The sequence below is a fragment of the Streptomyces sp. NPDC048172 genome (assembly GCF_043202595.1).
GTDB lineage: Bacteria > Actinomycetota > Actinomycetes > Streptomycetales > Streptomycetaceae > Streptomyces.
Window position 1 is genome coordinate 301,989 of sequence record NZ_JBIDAT010000009.1, and the last position, 23,706, is coordinate 325,694.

Genomic DNA, 23,706 nt, shown 5'->3' on the forward strand with positions numbered 1-23,706 from the left:
GTGAATCGCGTTCAAGTCCCCTGTCACAGCGGGTAGGTAAGAGCAGTGTCATCTGACATGCCCATGTGCCGACCGGCTTCCGCCGGTCTCCTCTCGGAGGTCCAGAATGCGCCGTAGCAGAGTCAGCCGCACCACCGGCAGAGTCACCGCCGGGCTCGCCGTGACGTCCGCCGCCCTGTTCACCCTCGTCGGTGCCGCCTCGCCCGCCGCGGCCGACCCGGCGGACAAGCCTCAGCTCCTGTCGAGCTGGACGCAGACCAGCGCGTCCAGCCAGAACGCGTTCCACGCCGCCCGGGCGAACCAGGGTTCGTACGCCTCGTACAACTTCGACTGGAGCACCGACAAGTGCTCCTCCTCGCCGGACAACCCCTTCGGCTTCCCGTTCGAGAACAGCTGCATCAGGCACGACTTCGGCTACCGCAATTACAAGAAGATGGGCACCTTCGACGCGAACAAGGCCCGCATCGACAGCGCCTTCTACGAGGACCTCAAGCGGGTCTGCTCCCGCTACAGCGGCGCCAAGAAGGCGTCCTGCAACAGCCTCGCCTGGACGTACTACCAGGCCGTGAAGGTCGTCGGAGTGAAGAAGGGCAGCCCCGTGGGCTGAGAGACCGTCACGTCTGATCCGGAGTACGGGTGACGACCGCGCCCGTCGACTTCCTGCCGTGGCGGGCGCGGGACTCGATCCTGGCGGCGAGTGTCGTCAGGAGAAGGTTGAGGGCGACGAAGAGAACGGCGACGACGGTGAGGCAGGCGAGGGTGTTCGCGCCGTAGTTCGCGGAGATCAGCCGGACCTGGTGCAGGAGTTCGCCGAAGGCGAGCATCTCGCCGCCCAGCGCCGTGTCCTTGACGATCACCACCAGCTGGCTGGTGAGCGCCGGGAGCATCGCGGTGACCGCCTGCGGCAGCAGCACGTACGCCATGGTCTGGGTCTCGCGCATGCCGACCGCGCGGGCGGCGTCGCGCTGCCCGGCGGGGAGGGCGAGGACGCCCGCGCGGACGATCTCGGCGACTACGGCCCCGTTGAAGATCACCAGCCCCGTCACCACGGCGTAGAGCGGGCGGGTGTCCGGGGCGACGTCGCTGAGCTGCGCGTACGCCTCGTTGCACAGCAGCATCAGCATCAGGACGGGCACGGCGCGGCCGAGGTTGACGAGCGTCGCCGTCGGGCCGCTGAGCCAGCGGTGTTCCGAGAGCAGCGCCACGCCCAGCAGCGCGCCGAGGGGCAGCGCGAGGACCATCGCGAGCGCGGCGGCCTCGACGGTGGCGCGCAGGCCCGGCAGCAGGAACTCGGTCCACACCCGCGCGTCGTCGACGAACGGGCTCCACTTCTCCGCGTCGAGCTGGTGCCGCTCCCCCATCGCCGCCAGCACCCACCACAGCGCCGGCGCGAGGACGGCGAGGAACGCGAGCCCCGCCAGCCGGTGGCGGCGCCGGGCGCGCGGACCCGGCTCGTCGTACAGCACAGGCGCCCCGCCCCCGCCCGGCCCGCCTCCGTCCGGCCCACCGCCATACGGCCCGCCCCCGGACGGCCCGCTCACCGGCGCACCGCCACGCGGCGGCTCACCCAGCCGAGCAGCAGCGCCGTGGGGAGCGTGAGGCAGACGAAGCCGAGGGCGAAGACGGCGAACACCGCGAAGATGGCGTCGCTCTCGTTCTCGATCATCTCCTTCATCAGCAGCGACGCCTCGGCGACGCCGATCGTGGAGGCCACCGTGGTGTTCTTGGTCAGCGACATCAGTACGGTCGCCAGCGGCGTCACGACCGTGCGGAACGCCTGCGGCAGCACGACGAGCGTCAGCACCTGGCGGAAGCCGAGCCCGAGGGCGCGCGCCGCCTCCGCCTGGCCGACCGGCACGCTGTTGATGCCGGAGCGCAGGGATTCGCAGACGAACGTGGCGGTGTAGCCCGCGAGTCCGAGCACCGCGAGCCGGAACCCGGTCTCCTTCGCCGTGCCGCCGCCCAGCGCGACGCCCATCGTCTGGTGCAGGCCCAGCGACATCCCGACGATGATGACGGCGAGCGGGATGTTCCGTACGACGTTCACGTACACCGTGCCGAACGTCCGCATCAGCGGGACGGGGCTGACCCGCAGCGCCGCCAGGACCGTGCCCCAGACGAGCGCGCCCGCCGCCGACCAGAGGGCGAGGCGCACGGTGACCCCGAACGCGGCGAGCAGGTCGTACCGTTCGGGGTCGAGGAACCCGGGCATGGACCGCGTGCCCTCCCCTCTCAGTCGGCCGCGCCGGTCTCGGTGAGCCTCGGCGCCGCCTCCGCCTCGTATCCGGCGCCGCCGAAGTGCGCGCGCACGGACTTCTTCCAGGTGCCGTCGGCGACCATCTGCCGGAGCGCCCTGGTGACGTCGGCGCGCAGCGCGTCCTGGCCCTTCTTGACGCCCACGCCGTACCGCTCGTCGCTCAGCCGCAGCCCCGTGAGCCGGAACTTGCCGCGGCTCTCCTTGCGCGCGGCGAAACCGGCGAGGATGGCGTCGTCGTTGGTCAGCGCGTCGACGGCCTTGTTCTCCAGGCCCGTCAGGCACTCCGAGGGCGAGCTGAACTCCTGGAGGTCGGCCTTGGGCGCCAGCTCGTTCTTCACGTTCTGCGCCGAGGTCGAGCCGGTCACGGAGCAGAGCTTCTTGGAGTCGAGGTCCCCGGCCGCGTCGATCGAGTCGTCCCCGGCGCGGACGAGCAGGTCCTGGTGGGCGAGGAAGTACGGGCCGACGAAGTCGACCTTCCGCTTGCGTTCGGGCGTGATCGAGTAGGTGGCGACGACGAGATCGGCGTCGCCGCGCGTGAGCACGTTCTCGCGCTCGGCGGGCACGGTCGCCTTCCACTCGATGTCGTCGGCGGCCACGCCGAGCCGCTTGGCGATGTACGTCGCGACGTCGATGTCGAAGCCCTGGTACTTCCCGTCCGGGGTTCTGAGCCCGATGCCGGGGAGGTCGTCACGCACGGCGATCGTCAGGCCGTCTCTCTCGCCCCCGGCGCCGTCCGAGCCGTCCTCCGAGCCGCCGCACGCGGTGGAGGCCACGCACAGGAGCCCCGCCGCCACCGCGATGTTCACCGCACGGGATGCCATGTCGCGTCAGCATGACCGCGCGGCGGACAAGAGACAACAGAAGGGGCGGCAGTGGCTGAAAAGCGCTCGGATCGCCCGTTCGGACGCTGAACGCACGCGCCCCGCCGTCCGTATGGAGGCGTGAGGGAACACCTCACGTCCCGGGAGGGGAAGGTGATCGCGATGAAGCGGCGACCATCCGGACGGACGACCCGGCGGGGCCTCTTCCTCGCCGCGACGGTCACCGCGCTGCTGGGCATCGCCTCGCCCGCGCTGGCGACCGGTGCGGCCCAGTACTGCGGTGCCTCACGCGGCCTGACGGCCGAGGTCGCGGTCGCGGGCGCGATCGACGACGCGCGGACCTCGGCGAGCGGCGACGGCAGATTCGACTGCGCACTCGCCGAACAGCCGCAGATCTTCGAGGTCTTCGACGACCCGACCTTCGGGCACATCTTCCGCGCGAGCGTGGTCATGAACTGCGAGTGACGCCCATTCCACGGGCGCGGCGGAAGCGGGCGAGCCCGTCGGCGAGGGCGACGACCGGCTCCGGGTAGTCGTACGCGGCCCGTTCGCGCGCGGACAGCTTCCAGGGCTCGTGCACGGACGGGCCCTGGATCCCCGCGAGTTCGGGCACCCATCGCCGCACGTAGGTGCCGTCGGGGTCGTAACGGCGGCCCTGGCGGACGGGGTTGAGGACGCGGTTCGGGCGGGTGTCCGTGCCGGTGCCCGCCACCCACTGCCAGTTGAGCTGGTTGTTGGCCACGTCGCCGTCGACGAGCAGGGAGAGGTAGTGCCGGGCGCCGGTGCGCCAGTCGACGTAGAGCGTCTTGGTGAGGAAGCTCGCGGCGAGCAGCCTGCCCCGGTTGTGCGTCCAGCCCTCGTGGAGCAGCTGGCGCATGGCGGCGTCGACGACGGGGTAGCCGGTGCGGCCCCGCCGCCACGCCTCGGCCTCCTCGCCGTCCGCGCGCCACGTGTCGTCCCGCCGCCGGTAGTCCTCGGTCGCGGCCTCGGGGCGCGCGGCGAGGACCTGGTGGTGGAAGTCGCGCCAGCAGACCTGGCGGACGAAGGCGTCGGCGCCCTCGCCGCCCTCGCCCCCCTCGCCGCTCTTCTCGCGCGCCCGGTGCACGATTTCGGTGGGCGAGAGCGTGCCGAAGTGCAGGTGCGGGGAGAGCCGGGAGGTGGCGTCCCCCGCGAGGTCGTCGTGGCGCGCGGCGTACGCGCCGAGGGGGCCGCGCAGCCAGGCGGTGAGCCTCCTGCGGCCCTCGGCCTCGCCGCCCCGGGCGAGCCCCGGGGAGACCCCGGCCACGTCCTCGCGCGCGGGGACCTCCTCGGTGCGGACGCCGTCGGGTACGCGCACGGCGCGCGGCGCCGGGAGCGGGGCACGCGGGCTCTCCTGGGCCCAGCGGCGCGCGTACGGTGTGAAGACGGCGAAGTGGTCCGCGCCCTTCCCACTGGGCACGACGGCGCCGGGCGGCACGACGGTGACCACGGCGTCGTGCACGCGCAGCTCGGCGCCGAGCCGTTCGACGGCCGTACGGAGCCGCCGCTCGCGGGCCTGCGCGTAGCCGCTGACCCCGGCCGCCAGGTGCACTTCGCGGGCCCCCGTCTCCCGCACCACGGCGCCGACCTCGTCCGCGACGTCCCCGGACCGGACGATCAGCCGGCCGCCGCGCGACCGCAGCCCTGCGTCGAGGTCGGCCAGGCAGTCCGCGAGGAACGCGAGCCGGTTCGGCGCGTCGAAGCCCGCCTCGGCGACGCGCCGGTCCCGGACGAAGAGCGGCACGACCCGCTCGCACGCCGCGAGCGCGGCCCGCAACGGCGGATGATCGCGCACCCGCAGATCGGACGTGAAGAGGACTACGGCGGTACGGGTCATGGGAGCCTCATCGGTCGGTGGCGGTGCGTCGTTCGGCCGTACGTTCAGCCGTACGTTCGGCCGTACGGGCGATGTTGCGGGCCATGCCGCCGAACACCACGGCGTGGAACGGGGAGACGGCCCACCAGTACAGGAGCCCGGCCAGCCCGTGCGGATGGAACAGGGCACGCTGCCGGTAGCGCGAACCTCCCCCGCCGTCCGGGTCCGGCTCCGCGCTCATCTCCAGCCAGGCGAGGCCCGGCAGCCGCATCTCGGCGCGCAGCCGCAGCATCCGGCCCGGCTCGATCTCCTCCACCCGCCAGAAGTCCAGCGCGTCGCCCACGCGCAGCCGCTCGGCGTCCCGCCGTCCGCGGCGCGGCCCCACGCCGCCCGCGAGCAGGTCGATCCAGCCTCGTACGGCCCAGGCGAGCGGGAAGGAGTACCAGCCGTGCTCGCCGCCGATGCCCTCGATCACCCGCCACAGCGCCTCGGGCGGCGCCGCGACCGCCCGCGCACGCCGGTCGGTGCGCAGGCTGCCGCCCGACCAGTCGGGATCGGTGGGCAGCGGGTCGCTCGGCGCACCGGGGGTGGCGGCGGAGGACCACCGCGTGGCGACCCGGGCCTCCCCCACCCGCCGCAACGCGAGCCGCAGAGCCTCATCGAACCCGAGCGGCGCGCCGAGTGCATCGCTGGGGGTGGCGTCAGGCGCACCAGACGCGCCGCCGGTCCCGGCGGGCGCGGCACTGGGCCCGCCGGGCGTGGCGCCTGACGCGGCGGGCGCGACGCCGGACACACCGGGCGCCGCGTCGGGCACGGCAGACGCGCCGTCAGCCCCGGCGCTGGGCCCGGCGGGCGCGCCGTCCGCCCCGGCGGGCGCGCCCCCGGACACGGCAGGCGCGGCGTCGGCCCCGGCGGGCGCCGCGCCGGCGGGCACATCGGGCACGGCGCCGGATACGTCGGGCACGTACGCCGCGATGTCGTGTTCGTGGCAGACGACCTCGTGGCGGAGGGACTCGGTCAGGGGGCGGGCCAGGGCGCAGGGGACGGGGGTGACCAGGCCGATCCAGAGGCTGGAGAGGCGGGGCGTCAGCATCGGGACGCGGAGTACGCGCCGCTTGGGGAGCCGCGCGACGCGCGCGTAACGGTGCATCATGCCCTCGTACGTGAGGACGTCGGGCCCTCCGACGTCAAACGCGCGGTTGACGTCGTCCGGCATGCGCGCCGCGCCCACCAGGTAGCGCAGGACGTCGCGGACGGCGATGGGCTGGACGCGGGTGCCCACCCAGCTCGGGGTGACCATCACGGGGAGCCGCTCGGTGAGGTGGCGCAGCATCTCGAACGAGGCGGAGCCGGAGCCGATGACGACGGCGGCGCGCAGGACCGCGGCGGGGACGGGCCCGTCCAGGAAGATCTGGCCCACCTCGGCCCGGGAGCGCAGATGCGGCGAGAGCGCGTGGACGGGCACGCCGGACGGCGTCAGGCCGCCGAGGTAGACGATCCGCCGTACGCCCGCGGCCCCGGCCTCCTCGGCGAAGGTCCGCGCGGCGATCCGGTCGGTACGTTCGAAGTCCGCGCCGGTGTCGAGGGCGTGGACGAGGTAGTGGGCGACGTCCACGCCGCGCAGCGCCGCGCGGAGGGAGGCCCGGTCCGTGACGTCGCCGCGCGCGGCCTCGACCCGGTCCGCCCACGCGTGGTCGCGCAGCTTCTCCGGGGAGCGGGCGAGGCACCGTACGCGGAATCCGGCGGCCAGCAGTTCGGGGACCAGGCGGCCCCCGATGTAGCCGGTGGCGCCGGTGACGAGACAGAGCGGACGCTCCTCGGTCATGTGCCCTCCATTCGGTACGCCCGTACACCCGTACGCCGTCGCAGACTCGCACGGCACGGCGGCGGAAGGGCCGCGGCCACTCCGCGGTGCGATGCTGGTCAGCGGAACGGGTGGTACCGGCGAGCGACGAGGAGTGGCCGTGCGGGTGGGAGTGCTGCGGGCCGTGGGCGCGGCGACGGCGGTGTACGGGGCGGTCGTGACGGCCCGGCCCGGCTGGCTGGCGCGGCCCTCGGGGCTGCCCGACGACGCGGGCACGCGGACCTCGCTGCGCCCGCTGGCCTGGCGGGACATGGCCAGCGGCCTCGCGCTGCTGACGGCGCCGGAGGGGGACGCGCTGCGGACCGCCGCGTGGGTGCGGATGGCGGCGGACTTCGGGGACGCGGCGCTGCTGGGCGCGACGCTGCCGGGCCGGGGGCGGCGCGCGGGGGCCGTGGCGGTCTCGGTGGGCTGGGGCGCGGTGTCGGCGTGGGCCGTGTGGTCGAGGCCCCGCTCCTCCTCGTAACGGGTCAAGTTCCGGCAAAATTACGGGAGTTGGTCCAGTCCTGTGCGGGCCCGGGAGCGTGGTGGACGCCTCCGGGGAGGCGGATTGGTACGGTCCGGTCCGCTCGCGCGGCGCGTTGACATGTCCGCCTATAGCGGTTCCCTGGGAAAGGTCTGCACCAATCGGACGCGCTATTCGGACCGCACCCCGAGGAGAGACATGTCCGCACCGAGACCCCACAGATCCAGATCGGGGCCCAGGCCCCCCTTACGCCCCGCGCGGCGGCTCGCCGTCGTGCTGACCGTGCTCGCGCTGGCCGTCGCCGGGCTGACGACGCTCGGCACCGCGCCCGCCCGCGCCGCGGGCTCGCTGACCGCCGCCTTCAGCACGTCCGGCAGCGGCTCGTCGTGGACGGGCAAGTTCGTCGTCAAGAACAGCGGCGACGCGGCCGTCGACAACTGGTCGCTGGAGTTCGACCTCCCCGACGGCGTGAGCGTCAGCGGCCACACCCACGGCACGGCCAAGGTCGAGGGCCGCCACGTCACCGTGACGCCCGCCTACTACAACGCCCGCGTCCCCGCGGGCCGCGACACCGAGCCGTACAGCTACACGTTCCAGGGCAGCGGGCCCATGACCGCGCCCACGGGCTGCCTCATCAACGGCGAGAAGTGCGACGGCAGCCCGGCCGTCCCGCCCAAGGCGCCCACCGGGCTCAAGGTCGCCGACACCACGGCCCGCACCGTGAGCCTGGAGTGGACGCCCGCGGCGCAGGGCGACTTCCCCGTCTCCTCCTACGAGGTGCTGCGCGGCGGCACGGTCGTCGCGGCCAGCGCGACGCCGAAGGCCACGGTGCGCGACCTGACGCCCGACACCGCGTACGAGTTCACGGTCCGCGCCAAGGACACCCGGGGCAACGACGGGCCCGCCAGCGCGCCCGTCACCGCCAGGACCGTGGACCCGGCGAGCGACACCGTGCCGCCCACGGCGCCCCGTAACCTCCGCGCGGGCGAGGTGACGTCGAGCACGGTCGCGCTCAGCTGGGATCCGGCGACCGACGACAAGCGCGTCGCGGCGTACGACGTCTACCGGGACGGCGCCCTCGTGGAGAGCCTGCCCGCCGACACCCTGACCACGACGCTGACGGGGCTGGCGCCCGCCACGAAGTACGCGCTCACGGTGAAGGCGCGGGACGCCGCCGACAACGCCTCGCCCGCGAGCGCGACGCTGGACGTGACCACCAAGGAGGCGGTCGGCGAGGGCGGTTACGCCAAGGTCGGCTACTTCGTGCAGTGGGGCATCTACGGCCGTCAGTACTTCGTGAAGGACCTCGACACCTCGGGCGCCGCCGCCAAGCTCGACGTGGTCAACTACGCCTTCGCCAACATCGACCCGAAGAACCTCACCTGCCTCAACGGCGTCACCAAGGGCACCACCCAGAACCCCCAGGACCCCAACCAGGGCGACGGCGCGGGCGACGCGGAGGCCGACTACGGACGGGCCTTCTCCGCGGCGCAGTCCGTGGACGGCGTGGCCGACGACGGCTGGGGCAAGCTGCGCGGCAACTTCAACCAGCTCAAGAAGCTCAAGGCCAAGCACCCGAAGCTCAAGGTGCTCGTCTCGCTGGGCGGCTGGACGTACTCCAAGTACTTCTCCGACGTCGCGAAGACCGACGCCTCCCGGCAGAAGTTCGTGAAGTCCTGCGTCGACATGTACATCAAGGGCAACCTGCCCGCGTACAACGGCGCGGGCGGCGACGGCGTCGCGGCCGGGATCTTCGACGGCTTCGACCTCGACTGGGAGTGGCCCGGCTCCCCCGACGGCCACCCCGGCAACCACTGGAGCCCCGAGGACAAGGCCAACAACACCGCGCTGATCGCCGAGTTCCGCAAGCAGCTGAACGCGCTCGGCGGCGGGCACAAGCTCCTGTCGGCCTTCACCCCCGCCGACCCCAAGAAGGTCGACGCGGGCTGGGACCTCAAGGAGATCTTCAAACACATGGACTTCGCCAACGTCCAGGGCTACGACTTCCACGGCTCCGGCAGCGACAACTCCTGGGAGCCCAACCGCACCGGGCACCAGGCCAACCTCTACCCCGACACCCAGTCCCCGTACCCGAACGACTTCAGCGTCGACGGCGCCGTGCGGCACTACCTCGACGCCGGGGTGAGCCCCCGCAAGCTGACCGTCGGCTTCCCCTTCTACGGGCGGGGCTGGCAGCAGGTCGCGGAGGGCGGCGCGAAGGGCGAGTACCAGAGCGCCAACGGGGCCGCGCCCGGCCAGTTCCAGGAGGAGGCGGGCACCCGCGGCTACGACAACCTCGTCGCCAGCCTCCCCAACCTCACCGTCCACCACGACGAGCAGTCCGTCTCCACGTACGGCTACACCGGCGCGGGCGGCCAGTGGTGGTCGTTCGACGACACCTGGTCGATCGGGAAGAAGACCGAGTACATCAAGTCGAAGGGCCTGCTGGGCGCGATGGTCTGGGAGATGTCCGGCGACACGACGAACGGCTCCCTCTTCAACGCCCTCGACCGCGGCCTCCCGTAACACCAGGAGGCCGTGGCCGTGGCCGTGGCCGTGGCCGTAGCCGCCGCCGACAGCCGCTCAGGTGAGGCACTGGTGCATCTGGGCGGCGAGGCGGCCGTCGGGCCAGGGCATGACGCCCAGGTCGTCGTGGTCCGGTTCGGGCTTGAGGCCCTGTATCGCGAGGGTCATGGCCCGGGAGAGGGTCCCGGCACGGGTGTGGAAGGCGGTCATCGTCAGAACGCCACGGGACTGCTGGCCGCGCAGGGCGTGCCAGCTGCGCAAGAGCATGAGGGAGGTCAGCGGGCTGCGGGCGGCGAGGGGCACGGGGTGCGCGTGCGGCGTCCTGTCCTCGGTGCGTTCGAGGTCGGTGACCTGAGCGGCCCAGTGCTCGGCGGTCCGCAGTTCCCCGCGGGTGGTGTGGAGCAGGTAGAGGCACTCCGCCGAGGCGGGCTTGCCCGCGCCCGCGGAGAACTGCCAGAGGAACTCGGCCTGTTCGTCGCGCTCGGCCAGATGGAGCAGGCAGGCGAAGACGAAGGCGCTGTCCGGATCGATCTGGTGGGTGGCGGCCATGTGCTGGATACGGTCGGCCGCGTGCGGAGTGCGGACCGTGAGGGAGGAGAGGGCACGGAGCTCCCGCGCGGCCCTCTCCCGGCGGGGAGAGGGCGCGGCAGCACCCGGGGCGAGCCCGGCGGCGGCCCGGGACGACGGCGGGCCGAGGGCGGGTTGCGGGTAGCCGCCCCCGATGCCGCGCGCCACCGCGTCGTCATGGGCGTCGACCACATCGAGATAGGCGGCCCACTCGCCCTCCTCGCCTTCGAGTGCGCCGGGGGCGCCGGGGGCGCCGGGGGCGCCGGGTGAGGACACGTAGGCGTCGGCCAGGAGGTCGTCCAGGGTGCGCGGCATGGGGCGGTACCTCTCAGTTCTCGTCGCGGTCGGGGCCCGGCTCTATGCCCATCTCCTGGGCGAGGCGCTCCTTGGCGTGCTGCCGGTGGGAGCGGACGGTGGCCTCGTCGATGCCCATGATGCGGGCGGTCTTCGCGGTGCTGTAGCGGAGGACGTAGTGCAGGACCACCGTGTCGAACTGGCGGGCGGGGAGCCGGGCGATGGCGGGGTAGAGACCGACGGTGCTCTCCATGGCCGCGAACTCGTCGCGGGCGTCCTCGATCACGGCGCGCCGGACCTTGCCGAAAGCGGCGGTCTCGGGGAGCGCGGAGGGGCGGTCCTCACGGATGAGGACCTCGTCGACCGCCTCCTTCAGATGGGCCCAGGCGCTCGCGGCCGGGTTGGCCTCCTCCATCAGCCGGTTCCAGCCCCGGAAGAGGCTGACGAAGACAAGGTTCACGACGCGGTCGGCGACCTCGGGGCAGCCGAGCTGGAGGGCGGCGTAGTGCACGTACGCGCGCCGGTACTGCTGGTGGAACGCGCGGAAGGCCATGCGGCGCTGCCGTTCGCGAAGAGCCGCCCGCGTACGTGAGCCGTTCTCGGAGTGGTTCACGCCTGCCCCTCCCGCTCGCCGGTCACGGGGGTACGGCCTCGTTCGCTCAGTGAAGCGACTCCCACCTTGACGCCCGCGGCGAGCCCGCGCCGGACCAGGCGCGCGGCGTCCGGGATGAAGACCCGCGCGGCGGTGGCCAGGGCCAGGGCGCCGATCAGGAGCTCAAACACAGAGTGGTTCCTTTCGTCCGAAGCACTGTCGGCGGACCCCCGACGGCCAACTTGGCTGTGTGCCCGAGGACTTCGGCGTCCTCGGGTGAATAGCTAAGCGGCCGGAAGGGGGCAAACGTGGAAGCGCTCCGAAAGAAAATCAACCCGGCATGATCACACCCTCGCCCCCGACCGCCGTCACCTGCGCATTCACGAGCAGGATGTGACGGGCACCACGCCCGGAAGGGGTTTGACGTCCCACCGGTATAGACCCTTCCCTCAGGTGAACGGACATCGCGTCAGGGGAAGCTCACACCTCCCGCGCTCCCGGGCCGCCCTCCGTGGCGAACTCGGCGGCGAACAGTTCCGTGCCCAGTGCCCCGAGGACCCTGGCCGTGACGCGGTCGACGTCGCCGCGCTCGGCGTCCGGGAGAGCGGCGCCGGCCGCCTCCCGGGCCCGGGCGGCCGTGCCCAGGAGGCGGGCGGCCCGCACGTGCCGGCCCGCGAGGGCGTGGGCCCCGGCGAGGCCCTCGTGGGCGAGAGCCAGGGCCCGGGGATCGCCGCTGTCACGGGCGACGGAGAGGCCCTGGTGGTGCAGGGACAGGGCCTCGGACGCGTCACCGCGCTGTTCGGCGAGGAAGCCGAGTTCGGCGAGGAGGAGTGCGGGGCCGGGGCCGAAGTCGACTTCCCGGTGCCATGCGAGGGTGCCGCGGAGGTGCGTCTCGGCGCGGTCGAGGTCGCCCTCGCGGCGGGCGGTGAGGGCCAGTCCGATCTCGGCGTGGATCTCGCCCGCCGTGTAGCCGTGCTCGGCGGCCAGGGCCATCGCCTCGCGGTGGAGCCTGGTGGCCTCGGAGAAGTCGCCGGTCAGGAGGGCGACCCTGCCCAGTCCGGTGAGCCGGTCCGCGGCGTCCGGCCAGAAGCCCAGTTCCTCCGCCAGTTGGAAACCGTCCTGGTGCAGCCGGGCGGCGCGCGCGTAGTCGCCGGTGATCGCGGCCAGCGCCGCCAGCGCGTACGTGGTCTTCAACTGCCCCCAGCTGTCGCCGAGTTCCGCGAAGAGCGCGTGGCCTTCCTCGGCGCTGTCGCGTACGGCGGCGAGGTCGCCCCGCAGCAGGGCCTGGACGGCCCGGGTGCTGAGCGCGGCGGCGAGGCCCCAGCGGTCGTCCGCTGCACGGAAGCCGGTCAGGGCGCGGTCCACCAGGGTCTCGCTGCGGGCCAGGTCCTCACCCGCGCTGAGCGAGGCGTAGCCGAGGAACCACGCGGCACGTGCGTCACCGGCCCGGCCGTCGGCTGTCACGTCGGCCGGTCGGGCCGGGTCGTCCCCCGCCTCCCCGGCCAGCAGGCTGAATCCGGCGTGCCAGACGGCGGCTCGGGAGCGCGGGGCCGGGTGTGTGTCGTCGCTGAGGCGCAGGGCCTCCCCCAGTGACCGCCGGGCCTCGCTCAACCGGCCGCGCAGGAACCAGTACCAGGTCGAGGCGAGCGCCATGCGCAGGGCCCCGGCGCCGTCCTTCCGCCGCACGGCGCGGTCCAGGGCCACGCGCAGGTTGGCGCTCTCGCAATCGAGGCGGGTCAGCCAGCTCTGCTGCCCGGGGCCGTGGAGCCGCGCCGCGGCCTGCTCCACGTACTCGGTGCAGTACGTCTGGTGGCGCACGTCGAGGGTCTCGGACTCGCCCGCCTCCGTCAGGCGTTCACGGGCGTAGGCCGCGACCGACTCCGGGAGCCGGTAGCGACGGCCGTCGGTCACGGCGACGAGTGAGCGGTCCACCAGGCGGATCAGCGGGTCGAGGACGTCCTGACCGTCGACGCCGCACACCGCCTCGGCCGCTTCGAGGGTGCAGCTGTCGGCGAAGACGGCCAGGCGGCGCAGGAGGGTCCGCTCGTCCTCGCTCAGCAGCTCCCAGCTCCAGTCGATCACCGCTCGGAGGGTGCGCTGGCGCGGGGGCACGTCGCGCCGGCCACCGGCGAGCAGCCGGAACCTGTCGTCGAGGCGGGCGCACAGCGCGTGCACTCCCAGCGCACGGACCCGGGTGGCGGCCAGTTCCAGGGCCATGGGTATGCGGTCGAGACGGCGGCAGATCGTCGCGACGGCCTCCGCGTTGTCCTCGGTGACGGCGAATCCGGGTGCGGCGGCAGCGGCCCGCGCGGCGAACAGCTCCTCGGCTTCGGCCTGCGGAAGCGGGGGGACGGTCCACACCGTCTCCGCGGCCAGGCCGAGCGGCTCCCGGCTGGTGGCCAGGACGCTCAGCCCGGGTGCGGCGGCCAGGACCCGGCGTACGACGTCGGCCGCCGAGTCGATGACGTGCTCGCAGTTGTCGAGGAGCACGAGGAGCCGCCTCGAACGCAGCGCGTCCTCCAGCCCCGCCACCCCCTCCTCCCGTACGCCCAGGGCGGCGCTGAGCTGCTCGGCCACCTCGGTGGATCCGGCGAGCCCCACCATCCGTACTCCGTCGGGGAAGGAACCGGCCGCGCGGTCGGCCGCCTCCTCCGCCAGGCGGGTCTTGCCCACCCCGCCGGGCCCCGTCAGCGTCACCAGCCGGTGGGCGGCGAGCAGTTCGTCCAGCGCGGAAACCGCCGCCTTCCTGCCGATCAGGCCGGTGAGCGGAGCCGCCAGCTCGCCGTGCCTGCTCCTCGGACTCTTCGGACTCCTCGGGCTCCTCGGACTCCTCGGGGAGGCGGTGGGCGCCTCAAGGGCCGCGTCGTGTTCGAGGATCGCCTGGTGCAGAGCGGTCAGTTCCGGCCCGGGGTCCACGCCCAGTTCGTCGGCCAGCTGCCTGCGCAGCTCCTCGTACGCGGACAGCGCTTCGGACTGCCGCCCGGCCCGGTACAACGCGCGCAGTTGGACCGCGCGCAGCCGCTCCCGCAGCGGATGGCGGACCGCCAGCTCGCCCAACTCGTCGCTCAGCGTGTGGTGCTCGCCCAGTTCGAGGCGGGTCTCGGCGAGCGCTTCCAGGGCGGTGAGGCGCTGTTCGTCGAGGCGTTCGGCCGCGGCGCGCAGGAACTCCAGGTCGCCCAGTCCGGCGAAGGCTTCCCCCGTCCACAGCTCCAGAGCCTCGGCCAGCAGGTCCGCCCTGGCGTGCGGGTCCCCGGTGCCGTACGCGGTGGTGGTCAGGCCGGTGAACCGGTGGGCGTCCACCTCCCCGGGGCCGGTACGCAGCAGATATCCCGACGGCCCCGACTCCACCAGCGTCTCCGCCCCGGGTTCGGCCCGCGCCAGGGCGCGCCGCAGCCGCGAGACCTTCGTCTGCAGGGCACCGGCGGGATTGGCGGGCGGCCGCCCGGCCCACAGATCGTCCACGAGCCGGTCGGCCGAGACCGGCTGTCCCGCGTGGACGAGCAGAGCGGCCAGCAGGGCGCGCACCTTCGCTTCAGGGACGTCGACCGCGCGGCCGCCAGTCGTCCGGGCCGTCAGCGGGCCGAGCACCGAGAAGTACATGACCGCACGGTATCCGGCGCCGACAGCCGCCCTCCGGCGACCGACAGCGCACCGACAGGCCCCCGCCAGCGCGGGTCGGCACGGTGAGGGACACACCGAACGAACCGTCCGGTGCGGCCAGCCGAAGAACCGAGAACCCAGGAGTCACCCCGTGTCGGAGAACGAGAACCACGAGCAGTCCACCGTGTCGGTGATCGGCCTGGGGCAGATGGGCACCCGCCTCGCCCAGGCGTTCCTCACCGCCGGTTACGCCACGACCGTATGGAACCGCTCCCCCGCGAAGGCCGAGGCACTCGCCGCCCAGGGCGCCGTCCGCGCGGCGACCGTCGAGGAGGCGGTCGCCGCGAGTCCCCTGGTCGTGGTCTGCCTGCCGGACTACGCGACGGTGAGCGGCCTGCTGGGGCCGGTGGCACCGCGGCTGCGCGGGCGGGCCCTGGTCAACCTGACCTCCGGCACCCCGGAGGAAGCCGCCGGGATGGCCGGATGGGCGGCCGGGCACGGCGCCGACTACCTCGACGGCGCCGCCATGAGCGGCACACGGCTCGTCGGGCGGCCCGAGGCGCTGTTCGTCCTCAGCGGCTCCCCGGATGCCTTCGCCACCCACCGGACGGTGCTGACGAGCCTCGGCAACCCCGTCCACCTCGGCGCCGATCCGGCGCTGGCCCCGGTGTACGACACCGCGCTGTTCGGCATGGCCTGGGGCGCGCTGGCGGGCTTCTACCACGCCGTCGCCCTGGTGGGCACGGCAGGCGTCGACCCGGCCGCCTTCGCGGCGGTGGCGACGGAACACATGCCGTTCGTCACCTCGCTGATGGCCGACCACTCCCGCCAGATCGAGGACGGCGACTTCCCGGACGACGACGGCACCGTGGACGTGCACGCGGCAGCGATGGAACACCTCCTGGACGCCAGCCGGGCCGGCGGCCTCGGCACCGACGTGCCGGAGCTGGTCCGGAACCTGCTGCGCCGGACGGCGGCCACCGGACACGGCTCCAGCGGCATCGCCAGCGTCGCCGGGACGATCACGAAGGGCGGACGGAATGCCTGAGCGGACACAGCCCCGCGTCACGGTCCTGGGCCTCGGCCGCATGGGCGGCCGGATCGCCTCCGCGTTCCTCACCGCCGGGTACCGGACCACCGTATGGAACCGCACCGCCGCCAAGGCCGACGCGCTCGTCGCACAAGGCGCCCTCCGCGCGAGCACCGCCGCCGAGGCGGTCGCGGCCGGTCCTCTGGTGATCGCCCCGCTCCTCGACCACACCGCGGTCCGGCAGGCGCTCGGTCCCGCCGCCGCCGCGCTGCGGGGCCGCACCGTGGTCAACCTCGCCAACAGCACCCCCGAGCACGCCCGGGAGCTGGCCGGCTGGGCCGCCGGGCACGGCGCCGACTACCTCGACGGCGCCATGATGGCCCTCCCCGAGACCGTCGCCACCCCGGAGGGCTTCTTCCTCTACGGCGGTTCCCAGCGCGCCTTCACCACGTACCGGCGCGAGCTGGAAGTGATGGCGCCGGCACACTACTTCGGCACCGATCCCGGCTCCGCGGAGATCCACGACCTGGCCCTGCTGGGCACCGGATACGCGGCCCTCACCGGATTCCTGCACGCCGCGGCGCTGCTCGGCCCGGTCGGCACCGCCCCTGAGGCGTTCGCCCCGCTGGCGGCCCGATGGCTGCGCGGGATGGCCGAGTTCCTGCCCGAACTGGCGCGCGAGGCAGGAGAGGCGTCGTACACGGACGGGGTCTCCACGGTCGACCTCAACCGCGCCGGGGTCGACAGCCTCCTCCAGCTCAGCAGAGCCAGCGGCATCGCCACCGACGTCCACGAACCGCTGAAGGCCCTGCTCGACAGGCGATCGGCCGACGGCCACGGGCAGGACAGCTTCTCCAGCGTGTTCGAGCTGCTCAGGGCGCGCGGCCGGCTCAGGCCAGGCCCGCCTCGATGGCGCGGCGGATGGCGTCGGCGCGGTCCCGGATGGCTGCCTTGGCGAACAGGTTGTTGATGTGGGTCTTGACCGTGGCCTCGCTGATGAAGAGCTGCTCGGCGATGCCCCGGTTGGGCAGCCCCTGGCCGATCAGGGTGAGCACTTCGCGTTCGCGGGGGGTGAGGTCGTCCGGCAGGGGCTGTCGCTGTCCAGTCCCTGGTTCCGGGGCCGGTCCCGGGACCGGCCCCGGGGCCGACGTCTGCGCCCTGATGGTGGCGAGCAGCCGGTCCTGGACCTCGCGGTCGAGGACGGACTGCCCGGCGGCAGCGGCCCTGATGGCGAGGACGATGTCCTGGCGTCCCGCGTTCTTCGTCAGGTAGCCGCGGGCGCCCGCGCTCAGCGCGCCCAGGACCGAGTCGTCGTCGGCGAACGTGGTCAGCACGACGACCGCCACCTCCGGGTGCTCCTCGCTCAGCCGACGGGTGGCCTCGATGCCGTCCAGCACGGGCATGCGCAGGTCCATCAGCACCACGTCCACGGGGGCGTTCGCGACGGCCGTCAGCACCTCGTTCCCGTCAGCGACAGCGGCGACGACGTCGATGTCCTCGGACAGCCCGAGCACTGTGGCGAGCGGTTCCCGGACCGCCGCCTGGTCGTCGGCGACGATCACGCGCAGCTGTCGCGCGTCTCGCCTCTCGTGCTTCTCGCGCCCCTCGCTCATCCGGGGATCACCGCCTCCACCAGCCAGCCGCCCTGGTCCGGTCCCTCGGTGACAGGCCCTGCGGTGACGGTGCCGTTGAGCAGGGCGACGCGTTCGCGCATCCCGATCAGCCCCATTCCACTGCCGGTGCCCGCGCTCACCGGACGGGTGGCGGGGCGGTTACGGACCCTCAACGTGGCCGACGCGGCAGCGAACTCCAGTTCCACCCGCACCTCACCTCCGGGAGCGTACCGGGCCGCGTTGGTCAGCGCCTCCTGGGCGATCCGCAGCAGGTTCTGCGTCACCTGGACCGGCACCTCGCGGACGGTTCCGGTGACGGTGAGCGCGGAGCGGTGGCCCGAGGATTCGAGCATCGCGCCGAGGCTCTCCCGCAGCGGCAGCGCGTCCTCGCGCAGCGCGTGCACTGTCCACTGCGCCTGTTTCAGGCTCTCCTTGACGAGGCCGTGGGCCTTGGCGTTGGCCTCCCGGACCCGCTCCAGGTCGCCGGTGTCGAGCAGCGCGTCGGCGAGCTCCAGCTGCATGTTGATCCCGGCCAGCGAGTGCGCCAGTACGTCGTGCACGTCCCGCGCGATGCGCCCGCGCTCGGCCAGCACGGCGCTCTGGGCCTCGGCCCGGGCGGCCCGCTCGCCCGCCTCGGCGGCCTCGATCGCCGACTGGACGGCCTCCCGCTGGCTGCGGTTGACGATCCCGGCCAGGACCGGGACGCCGGTGACGAACCCGACGACCGGAGGCAGCGAGTGGTGCCCCGGCCCGAGGTGGAAGTACAGGACGCCGCCGCACAGCAGGCCGCAGAGCGCCGCCAGCGTGACGGCGGCGCGGGTGTCGAGGCGGTACCCGAGGTGACCGGCGAGGAAGAAGGCGAAGAGGTAGCCCGTCCCGCTGCCGCTGGTGCCGATCAGGGCCGCCGCCGCGACGACGCCCCCCGTCAGCCAGACCAGGGCGAGATGCCGGGGAACCCGGTGCACGGGCAGCCCCCGGGCCAGCAGCGCCGCGGAGTTGACCACGTACAGCAGGGCGACGGCGAGCCCTCGTCCGCTGAGGCCCATGGGCCGGATCGTCAGGGCGCCGATGACGATGACCGCCACCGTCAGCACCCACTGCACCCGCGGGTCCTGCCCGGTGACGGGATGCCGGGGGCCGCCGCCCGGCGCCGCGGCCTTCCTGGTGGACGAGGGGCTCGGGGACGCGGGCGTTGGCATGGGCCGAACGTATCGCGTGGTCAGGCCGTACGGTCGCCCACGGCGGGTACGGGGTGACCGGCCGCCGGGCTCACTGCCCGCCCGCGCCCGTGCGAAGGGCCCCGCCGCGCGCCGAGGCGGCCGGTTCAGGTCGCTGACGCGGTTCCGCACGGCCCCTCCGGGTGCGGCGCACGGAGCCAGGCGTCGATCCGGCCCAGCGCGGTGGTCTTCAGCGCGGCGGGCGCGGCGGAAGACTCGATCGATACGGCCGCCAGCGCCGCGAGCCGCTCGTCGCTCAGGCCGAGGACGGAGCGGGCCAGCTCGTACTCCCGCACGAGATGGGTGTCGAACAGCAGCGAGTCGTCCGCGTTGAGCGAGCACCGGACGCCCGCGTCCAGCAACGCGGGCAGCGGGTTCGCCGCGACCGGGTCGTACACGCCCAGCAGCGCGTTGCTCGTGAGGCAGACGTCCAGCGCCGTGCCCCGGGCCGCGAGTTCCCCGACCAGCGCGGGATCGTCGATGGCACGCACGCCGTGCAGGACCCGGTCGGCGCCGAGCACGTCGAGCGCCGCACGCACCGACTCCGGCCCCGCGATCTCACCCGCGTGCGGAACCGAGAGGAGTCCGGCCTCGCGCGCGATGTCGAACGGCCGCCCGAACCATGCCGCCGGAGCCGCCGCCTCGTCCCCGTCGAGCCCGAACCCCACCACGTCACGCCCCGCGCACTCCGCGGCGACCTCGGCCACGGCGAGCGCGTCGTCGGCACCGAGCCCGCGATTGGCCGCGGCGATCAGCCCGAAACCGACCCCCGACCGCTCCGCGGCCTCGCGACCGGCCTCCAGCACGACCGCTACCGCCGACGCGTAGTCCCCCAGCCGCCCCTGGAACAGCCCCGGCCAGACGGACAGTTCGAGCCACACCGCGCCCGCGGCCCCGGCGTCCTCGACGATCTCGCGGACCGCCCGCCGGACGTCCTCCTCGTCCCGCAGGCACGCGGCGGCGGCCGTGATCGTCTCCATGAAGTGCGCGAACGAGCCGTATCCGCTCGGCCACGGAACCTCGCGGCCCTCCGCTGCGGCGATCTCCTCCACCGTCGACCGGCGCAGCGAACCGTCGAGGTGCAGATGCAGATGGGCCTTGGGCAACTCCACCAGCGAACGAGCACCGGTACCGGCACCGGCCCGGGCGGCCGCGCTCACGTCCTCACGTCCTCACCGTGCATGGCCATCAGAGTGGTCCCCCAGTCGCCTTCCCGTGCTCCGGTTCCCCCGTTCCCATTGTCCGCCTCAACCCCGAGCGCCCTCGCGCGCACCCGCCGCTGCCGCCGCCGCGTGCGTCGTCGACGTCCCGGTGGCGGTGGCGGTGGCGGTGACGGCCCGGCTCCGGGCGTAGATCGTGGCCAGCCTCGTGACCACCTCGGTGAGCGCCATCAGTACGAACGCCGCCACCCACGCCTGGTCGCTCGTGATGTGGTGCGTCACGCTGAACCGGGCCACGTCATCGGCGCCGCCCCAGTGCGCGGTCCACAGCTGGAAGCCCATCCGCGCGCCCATGCCCAGCACCCACAGGGTCGCGGACACCGCTCCGGCCTTGATCAGGAGGTGCCCGTCGACGGCCCGGATCCGGGTCCAGACCCCGCCGGCGATCCCGAGCACGGCTCCCACGCCGATCAGGGCCCCGATCAGGACGAGGTCGTTCCCGCCGGTGGGGACGGTGTCCAGGTACGAGTAGCCCACGTAGGCCACGATGCCCAACGGGATCAGGAACGTCTTGTGGTCGAGCCGTCCTTCCCGCAGCTGCCGGAAGACGACGAGGAGAAGGGCGATGTCGGTGATCCACTCAGTCGTTGTCATGCCCTTCAGACTGCTGCTCGCCGGGGCGCGACACCTGGACCCACGGGTGGAACCGGGGGTGGAGATCGCCTGCCCCCGCCGGTTCCACCCCGTGTCAGCGGACGGTGGTGCGGGCGGCCACCGCCTCCACCTCGAACAGCATCCCCGGCAGCGCCAGAGCCGCCACCCCGACCAGGCTCTGCGCGGGCAGCCTGTCACCGAACCGGGCGCTCAGCTCCTTGCCCAGGATCTCCAGCTTCGCCATGTCGTGGTCGACGATGAAGGTCCCCAGGCGGACCACGTCCTCAAGGGCGAGGCCGACGCCCTCAAGCGCGGTGACCAGCCGGTCGAACGCCAAGGTCACCTGTGCGGCGAAGTCCCCGGGCACGGGGCGGCCGCTCTCGTCGGACGCGTACTGCCCGCCGATGAAGACGAGTTGCCCGGGGGCCTCGACAGCGTGTGCGTACCCGAAGGGCGTCGGGTCGTGCAGGCCGGGCGGGTTGGTGATCGTGCGCGCGTCGGTCATGCCGTGCATCCTCCCAAGTCCGGGGCACCCGTGGCGCTGCCCCGCACGGCCGTCCAACCGCCAACCGCCCCGGAGTGTTCCCCCGGCCTCCCGCCACGGGGCGCGGCGTCAGCGGACGACGTCGAAGATCTGCTTCTGCATGCCGTTGGCGTACGCCTGGTGCTCGACGAGCTTCAGCTTCTGGGTGTCCTTGTCGGTGGTGGAGAAGAGCCGCTTGCCCGCGCCGAGGAGGAGGGGGAAGACGAGCAGGTGGTAGCGGTCGATGAGACCCGCGTCGGACAGCTCGCGGTTGAGCGTGGCGCTGCCGTGCATGATGACCGGGCCGCCCTCGGTCTCCTTGAGCGCCGCCACCTCGTCCAGCGAGCGCAGGATCGTCGTCTCGCCCCAGCCCTCGACCAGGTCCTTGTCCGTGAAGGTGGTGGAGACGACGTACTTGGGCATCGGCTTGTAACCGGCGAACTCCGCCATGTCCGGCCACACGGGGCTGAACGCCTCGTAGCTGGTGCGGCCGAAGAGCATCGCGGTGGCCTCCTCCTGCTCCTGCCCCTTGAGTTCGTACGCCTCCGGGAGGAACTCGACCTCCTTGAAGGTCCAGCCGGAGTTCCGGTACCCGGGCTCGCCGCCCGGGGCCTCCATGACGCCGTCGAGCGAGACGAAGGCAGAGCTGATCAGTGTGCGCATCTCAAGGTCTCCCGAGCTTCCGGATGTCTCCGGACCGGGGCTGCTCCCCGGCCTGGTGAGATCAACCTAGAGTCGCTACTTCTAAATTGCAAGTGCGAGATTTCAAAAAGGAAGTGCGTGGGTTAGACTGGCGCCATGGCAACGAAGCGGAGCTATCAGGACGCCTGTGGGATCGCCCACGGGCTCGATCTCGTCGGTGAGCGCTGGGCGCTGCTCGTGGTCCGTGAGCTGCTCCTGGGCCCCAAGAGATACGGGCGACTGCGCGCGGACCTGCCCGGCATCGGGACGAACGTGCTCGCCCAGCGGCTGAGCGAGCTGGAGTCGTCCCGCCTCCTGCGCAAGCGCCGACTGCCCCCGCCCACGAGCGCGACGGTCTACGAACTCACCGACTGGGCCCACGAGCTGGAGCCCGTACTGCGCGCGCTCGGCCGCTGGGCCGTCCGCTCCCCCGACCACGACGGCTCGGCACACCTGAGCGCGACCTCGTTCCTGCTCTCCCTGCGCACGAACTTCGACCCCGCCCTCGCCGAGGGCGTGCGCGGACGGTTCGAGCTGCGCGTGGGTGAAGAGGTGGGCCGCGCGGTCCTGGAGGACGGGGCGCTCCTGGTCGAGAGAGGCACGCAGGAGCGCCCGGACGCCGTGCTCACCGGACCGCCCGAGATCCTCGCCCGGGTCGTCTACGCCGGGTACGGCCTCGGGGAGTCGGTCGCCGCCGGGGAGATCCAGGTGGAGGGCGACCTCACCGCCGCGGGGCGCTTCCTGACCGTGTTCAGCCTTCCCTCGCAGATCGACCCCGCCGCATAGCCCGCAGCGGCACCGGCCAGTCCTTCTCGCGGATTACGTAAGCGAGTACCTACGTACTTTTGACCGATGCGGCGGCCCTCCCCTCCCCGGCATCGTGGACACCGGTCGCGAGGCCAAGTCGCCGTCCTCCTCCGCTCCCCCCGTGGCGGAGGGGGCGGCGACGTCTCGTTCAGTCGGTGTCGGGCAGCAGGACGACCTTGCCCGCCGCGGCGCCGGAACCCGCGTAGCGCAGGGCCTCGGCGATCTGCGACAGCGGGAAGGCGCGGGCGATACGGGCGGTGATCTCCCCGGCCGCGAGGTGCCCGAAGACGGCGCGCAGGTCCGCGTGCAGCTCCGCCCGGTGGCTCCGGGAGTCCCGGGGATTCCGCTCACGTCCGGGCCAGAGACCGGCGGACGCCGCGCCCCGGCCGACGGACCCGGCCCCTGGCCCGGGCCCTGGCCCGTCGGCCGCGTGGTCGAACACGGCCACCGCGCCGCGCGGCGCGACGCGCCGGATCCCCGCGGCGAGGTCGGTGTCCCGGTCCAGCGGAATGGCGCCGATCTCGCGCACGTACGGCAGGTGGTACGCGGCGGCGACGCCGACGACCTGGGCACCGGCGTGGCGGGCGAGCTGGACCAGCAGCGAGCCGACGTCGTCGGCGGCGCCGAGCACGACGACCGTGTCGCCGTCGCCCACGGGTGCGGCGGCGAGCATCCGCCGGGCGGTGACGCCGTCGGCGATGACCGTCTCCGCGTCCGTGGCGTGCAGCCCGTCGGGCACCGCGACGAGATCGTCCGTCGCCAGCACCAGGCGGTCGGCCCAGGCACCGGTCCCGGTCAACGCCGCCACGCGCTGGCCCACGGCGAACCGCGGGGAGCCCCCGGCGAGGGTGTCGATGACGCCGACGGCGTCGAAGCCGGGCACGAACGGGAACGGCGGCTGGTCCCGGTACGCGCCCCGGCACATCTGCTGCTCGGCGTAGGAGATCCCCGCCGCTTCCATCCGTACCAGCGCCTGCCCGGCCAGCAGGGGCGGGACGGGTCTCGTCCGCAGCAGCGGCTCCGCGGGCCCCACGGATCCCACGGGCCCCGCAGGCCCCACGGCGCCCGGCAGAACGACCTCTGTGATCATCGAGTCTGTCCCCTGTCTCCGGGCCGATGCCTGTGTGACGGGCCGAGGATGCCGGGGCGGGGTACGCGGTCGCGTCGGCGAAAACTACCTACCCGGCACGCCTAGGTAGCCCG

23 protein-coding genes are annotated in these 23,706 nt (G+C 73.4%); 7 read left to right on the top strand and 16 right to left on the bottom strand.

Annotated features, from left to right (window positions below; all coding sequences use genetic code 11):
* The first annotated feature begins 106 nt into the window (after nucleotides 1-106).
* A complete protein-coding gene (locus ACGF3A_RS35335; protein ID WP_393734551.1) occupies nucleotides 107-607 on the top strand; it encodes a phospholipase in 501 nt (166 codons plus the stop codon).
* 7 nt (nucleotides 608-614) lie between these two features.
* Here the strand turns inward: ACGF3A_RS35335 and ACGF3A_RS35340 are convergent, their stop codons facing one another.
* The 3 genes from ACGF3A_RS35340 to ACGF3A_RS35350 all read right to left on the bottom strand — a co-directional run bounded on the left by ACGF3A_RS35340 (nucleotide 615) and on the right by ACGF3A_RS35350 (nucleotide 3,078).
* Complete coding sequence (locus ACGF3A_RS35340) at nucleotides 615-1,466, bottom strand: ABC transporter permease subunit (RefSeq protein ID WP_393734552.1); 852 nt, start codon at nucleotides 1,464-1,466, stop codon at nucleotides 615-617.
* A gap of 71 nt (nucleotides 1,467-1,537) precedes the next feature.
* Nucleotides 1,538-2,212 carry an amino acid ABC transporter permease gene (locus ACGF3A_RS35345; protein WP_393734553.1) on the bottom strand — a complete coding sequence of 225 codons (675 nt, stop codon included), beginning with the start codon at nucleotides 2,210-2,212 and terminating at the stop codon, nucleotides 1,538-1,540.
* Between the two features lie 20 nt (nucleotides 2,213-2,232).
* Nucleotides 2,233-3,078, bottom strand: a complete 846-nt coding sequence (locus ACGF3A_RS35350; protein WP_393734554.1) for a glutamate ABC transporter substrate-binding protein — start codon at nucleotides 3,076-3,078, stop codon at nucleotides 2,233-2,235.
* A gap of 162 nt (nucleotides 3,079-3,240) precedes the next feature.
* Here ACGF3A_RS35350 and ACGF3A_RS35355 point away from each other — a divergent pair, with 162 nt between their 5' ends.
* On the top strand, nucleotides 3,241-3,543 hold the full coding sequence (locus tag ACGF3A_RS35355; protein WP_393734555.1) for a hypothetical protein: 303 nt from the start codon (nucleotides 3,241-3,243) through the stop codon (nucleotides 3,541-3,543).
* Here ACGF3A_RS35355 and ACGF3A_RS35360 read toward each other — a convergent pair.
* Both ACGF3A_RS35360 and ACGF3A_RS35365 read right to left on the bottom strand, forming a co-directional pair.
* Nucleotides 3,527-4,933, bottom strand: a complete 1,407-nt coding sequence (locus ACGF3A_RS35360) for a cryptochrome/photolyase family protein (protein ID WP_393734556.1) — start codon at nucleotides 4,931-4,933, stop codon at nucleotides 3,527-3,529. The two genes, ACGF3A_RS35355 and ACGF3A_RS35360, sit on opposite strands and share 17 nt — an antisense overlap.
* Before the next feature lie 7 nt (nucleotides 4,934-4,940).
* A complete protein-coding gene (locus ACGF3A_RS35365) occupies nucleotides 4,941-6,737 on the bottom strand; it encodes a DUF2867 domain-containing protein (protein WP_393734557.1) in 1,797 nt (598 codons plus the stop codon).
* Nucleotides 6,738-6,876: 139 nt separating this feature from the next.
* Here ACGF3A_RS35365 and ACGF3A_RS35370 point away from each other — a divergent pair, with 139 nt between their 5' ends.
* Together ACGF3A_RS35370 and ACGF3A_RS35375 are read left to right on the top strand one after the other, a co-directional pair.
* Nucleotides 6,877-7,239: a hypothetical protein gene (locus ACGF3A_RS35370; RefSeq protein ID WP_393734558.1), complete on the top strand. Its 363-nt coding sequence runs from the start codon at nucleotides 6,877-6,879 to the stop codon at nucleotides 7,237-7,239.
* A 198-nt stretch (nucleotides 7,240-7,437) separates the two neighbouring features.
* Nucleotides 7,438-9,765 carry a glycosyl hydrolase family 18 protein gene (locus ACGF3A_RS35375; RefSeq protein ID WP_393734559.1) on the top strand — a complete coding sequence of 776 codons (2,328 nt, stop codon included), beginning with the start codon at nucleotides 7,438-7,440 and terminating at the stop codon, nucleotides 9,763-9,765.
* Between the two features lie 57 nt (nucleotides 9,766-9,822).
* Here the strand turns inward: ACGF3A_RS35375 and ACGF3A_RS35380 are convergent, their stop codons facing one another.
* From ACGF3A_RS35380 to ACGF3A_RS35395, 4 genes are all read right to left on the bottom strand, one after another.
* On the bottom strand, nucleotides 9,823-10,647 hold the full coding sequence (locus ACGF3A_RS35380; RefSeq protein WP_393734560.1) for a hypothetical protein: 825 nt from the start codon (nucleotides 10,645-10,647) through the stop codon (nucleotides 9,823-9,825).
* A gap of 13 nt (nucleotides 10,648-10,660) precedes the next feature.
* Nucleotides 10,661-11,239, bottom strand: coding sequence for an RNA polymerase sigma factor (locus ACGF3A_RS35385; RefSeq protein ID WP_393734561.1), 579 nt, complete (start codon nucleotides 11,237-11,239; stop codon nucleotides 10,661-10,663).
* Nucleotides 11,236-11,409: a hypothetical protein gene (locus ACGF3A_RS35390; RefSeq protein ID WP_393734562.1), complete on the bottom strand. Its 174-nt coding sequence runs from the start codon at nucleotides 11,407-11,409 to the stop codon at nucleotides 11,236-11,238. Before ACGF3A_RS35390 ends, ACGF3A_RS35385 begins: the two co-directional genes overlap by 4 nt.
* 289 nt (nucleotides 11,410-11,698) lie before the next feature.
* Nucleotides 11,699-14,818: an ATP-binding protein gene (locus ACGF3A_RS35395; protein ID WP_393734563.1), complete on the bottom strand. Its 3,120-nt coding sequence runs from the start codon at nucleotides 14,816-14,818 to the stop codon at nucleotides 11,699-11,701.
* A gap of 151 nt (nucleotides 14,819-14,969) precedes the next feature.
* Here ACGF3A_RS35395 and ACGF3A_RS35400 point away from each other — a divergent pair, with 151 nt between their 5' ends.
* Nucleotides 14,970-15,866: an NAD(P)-dependent oxidoreductase gene (locus ACGF3A_RS35400; protein ID WP_393734564.1), complete on the top strand. Its 897-nt coding sequence runs from the start codon at nucleotides 14,970-14,972 to the stop codon at nucleotides 15,864-15,866.
* Entirely contained in the window at nucleotides 15,859-16,818 is a 960-nt protein-coding gene (locus ACGF3A_RS35405) for an NAD(P)-dependent oxidoreductase (protein ID WP_393734565.1), read from the top strand. The genes ACGF3A_RS35400 and ACGF3A_RS35405 overlap by 8 nt, the downstream gene beginning before the upstream one ends.
* Here the strand turns inward: ACGF3A_RS35405 and ACGF3A_RS35410 are convergent.
* The 6 genes from ACGF3A_RS35410 to ACGF3A_RS35435 all read right to left on the bottom strand — a co-directional run bounded on the left by ACGF3A_RS35410 (nucleotide 16,739) and on the right by ACGF3A_RS35435 (nucleotide 21,678).
* The gene (locus ACGF3A_RS35410; RefSeq protein WP_393734567.1) at nucleotides 16,739-17,461 is read right to left on the bottom strand and encodes a response regulator; all 723 of its coding nucleotides are present in this window, start codon (nucleotides 17,459-17,461) and stop codon (nucleotides 16,739-16,741) included. The two genes, ACGF3A_RS35405 and ACGF3A_RS35410, sit on opposite strands and share 80 nt — an antisense overlap.
* Complete coding sequence (locus tag ACGF3A_RS35415) at nucleotides 17,458-18,564, bottom strand: sensor histidine kinase (RefSeq protein ID WP_393734674.1); 1,107 nt, start codon at nucleotides 18,562-18,564, stop codon at nucleotides 17,458-17,460. The genes ACGF3A_RS35410 and ACGF3A_RS35415 overlap by 4 nt, the downstream gene beginning before the upstream one ends.
* 221 nt (nucleotides 18,565-18,785) lie before the next feature.
* Nucleotides 18,786-19,838, bottom strand: a complete 1,053-nt coding sequence (gene add, locus ACGF3A_RS35420) for an adenosine deaminase (protein WP_393734568.1) — start codon at nucleotides 19,836-19,838, stop codon at nucleotides 18,786-18,788.
* 87 nt (nucleotides 19,839-19,925) lie between these two features.
* Nucleotides 19,926-20,492, bottom strand: coding sequence for a hypothetical protein (locus ACGF3A_RS35425; protein WP_393734569.1), 567 nt, complete (start codon nucleotides 20,490-20,492; stop codon nucleotides 19,926-19,928).
* A 94-nt stretch (nucleotides 20,493-20,586) separates the two neighbouring features.
* A complete protein-coding gene (locus ACGF3A_RS35430; protein ID WP_393734570.1) occupies nucleotides 20,587-20,997 on the bottom strand; it encodes a RidA family protein in 411 nt (136 codons plus the stop codon).
* A gap of 108 nt (nucleotides 20,998-21,105) precedes the next feature.
* Complete coding sequence (locus ACGF3A_RS35435; RefSeq protein ID WP_393734571.1) at nucleotides 21,106-21,678, bottom strand: dihydrofolate reductase family protein; 573 nt, start codon at nucleotides 21,676-21,678, stop codon at nucleotides 21,106-21,108.
* A 135-nt stretch (nucleotides 21,679-21,813) separates the two neighbouring features.
* On the opposite strand from ACGF3A_RS35435, the gene ACGF3A_RS35440 reads away from it, so the two are divergent.
* Nucleotides 21,814-22,482, top strand: coding sequence for a winged helix-turn-helix transcriptional regulator (locus tag ACGF3A_RS35440; RefSeq protein WP_393734572.1), 669 nt, complete (start codon nucleotides 21,814-21,816; stop codon nucleotides 22,480-22,482).
* Nucleotides 22,483-22,651: 169 nt separating this feature from the next.
* Here the strand turns inward: ACGF3A_RS35440 and ACGF3A_RS35445 are convergent, their stop codons facing one another.
* Nucleotides 22,652-23,593, bottom strand: a complete 942-nt coding sequence (locus ACGF3A_RS35445; RefSeq protein WP_393734573.1) for an alcohol dehydrogenase catalytic domain-containing protein — start codon at nucleotides 23,591-23,593, stop codon at nucleotides 22,652-22,654.
* Nucleotides 23,594-23,706 lie beyond the last annotated feature (113 nt).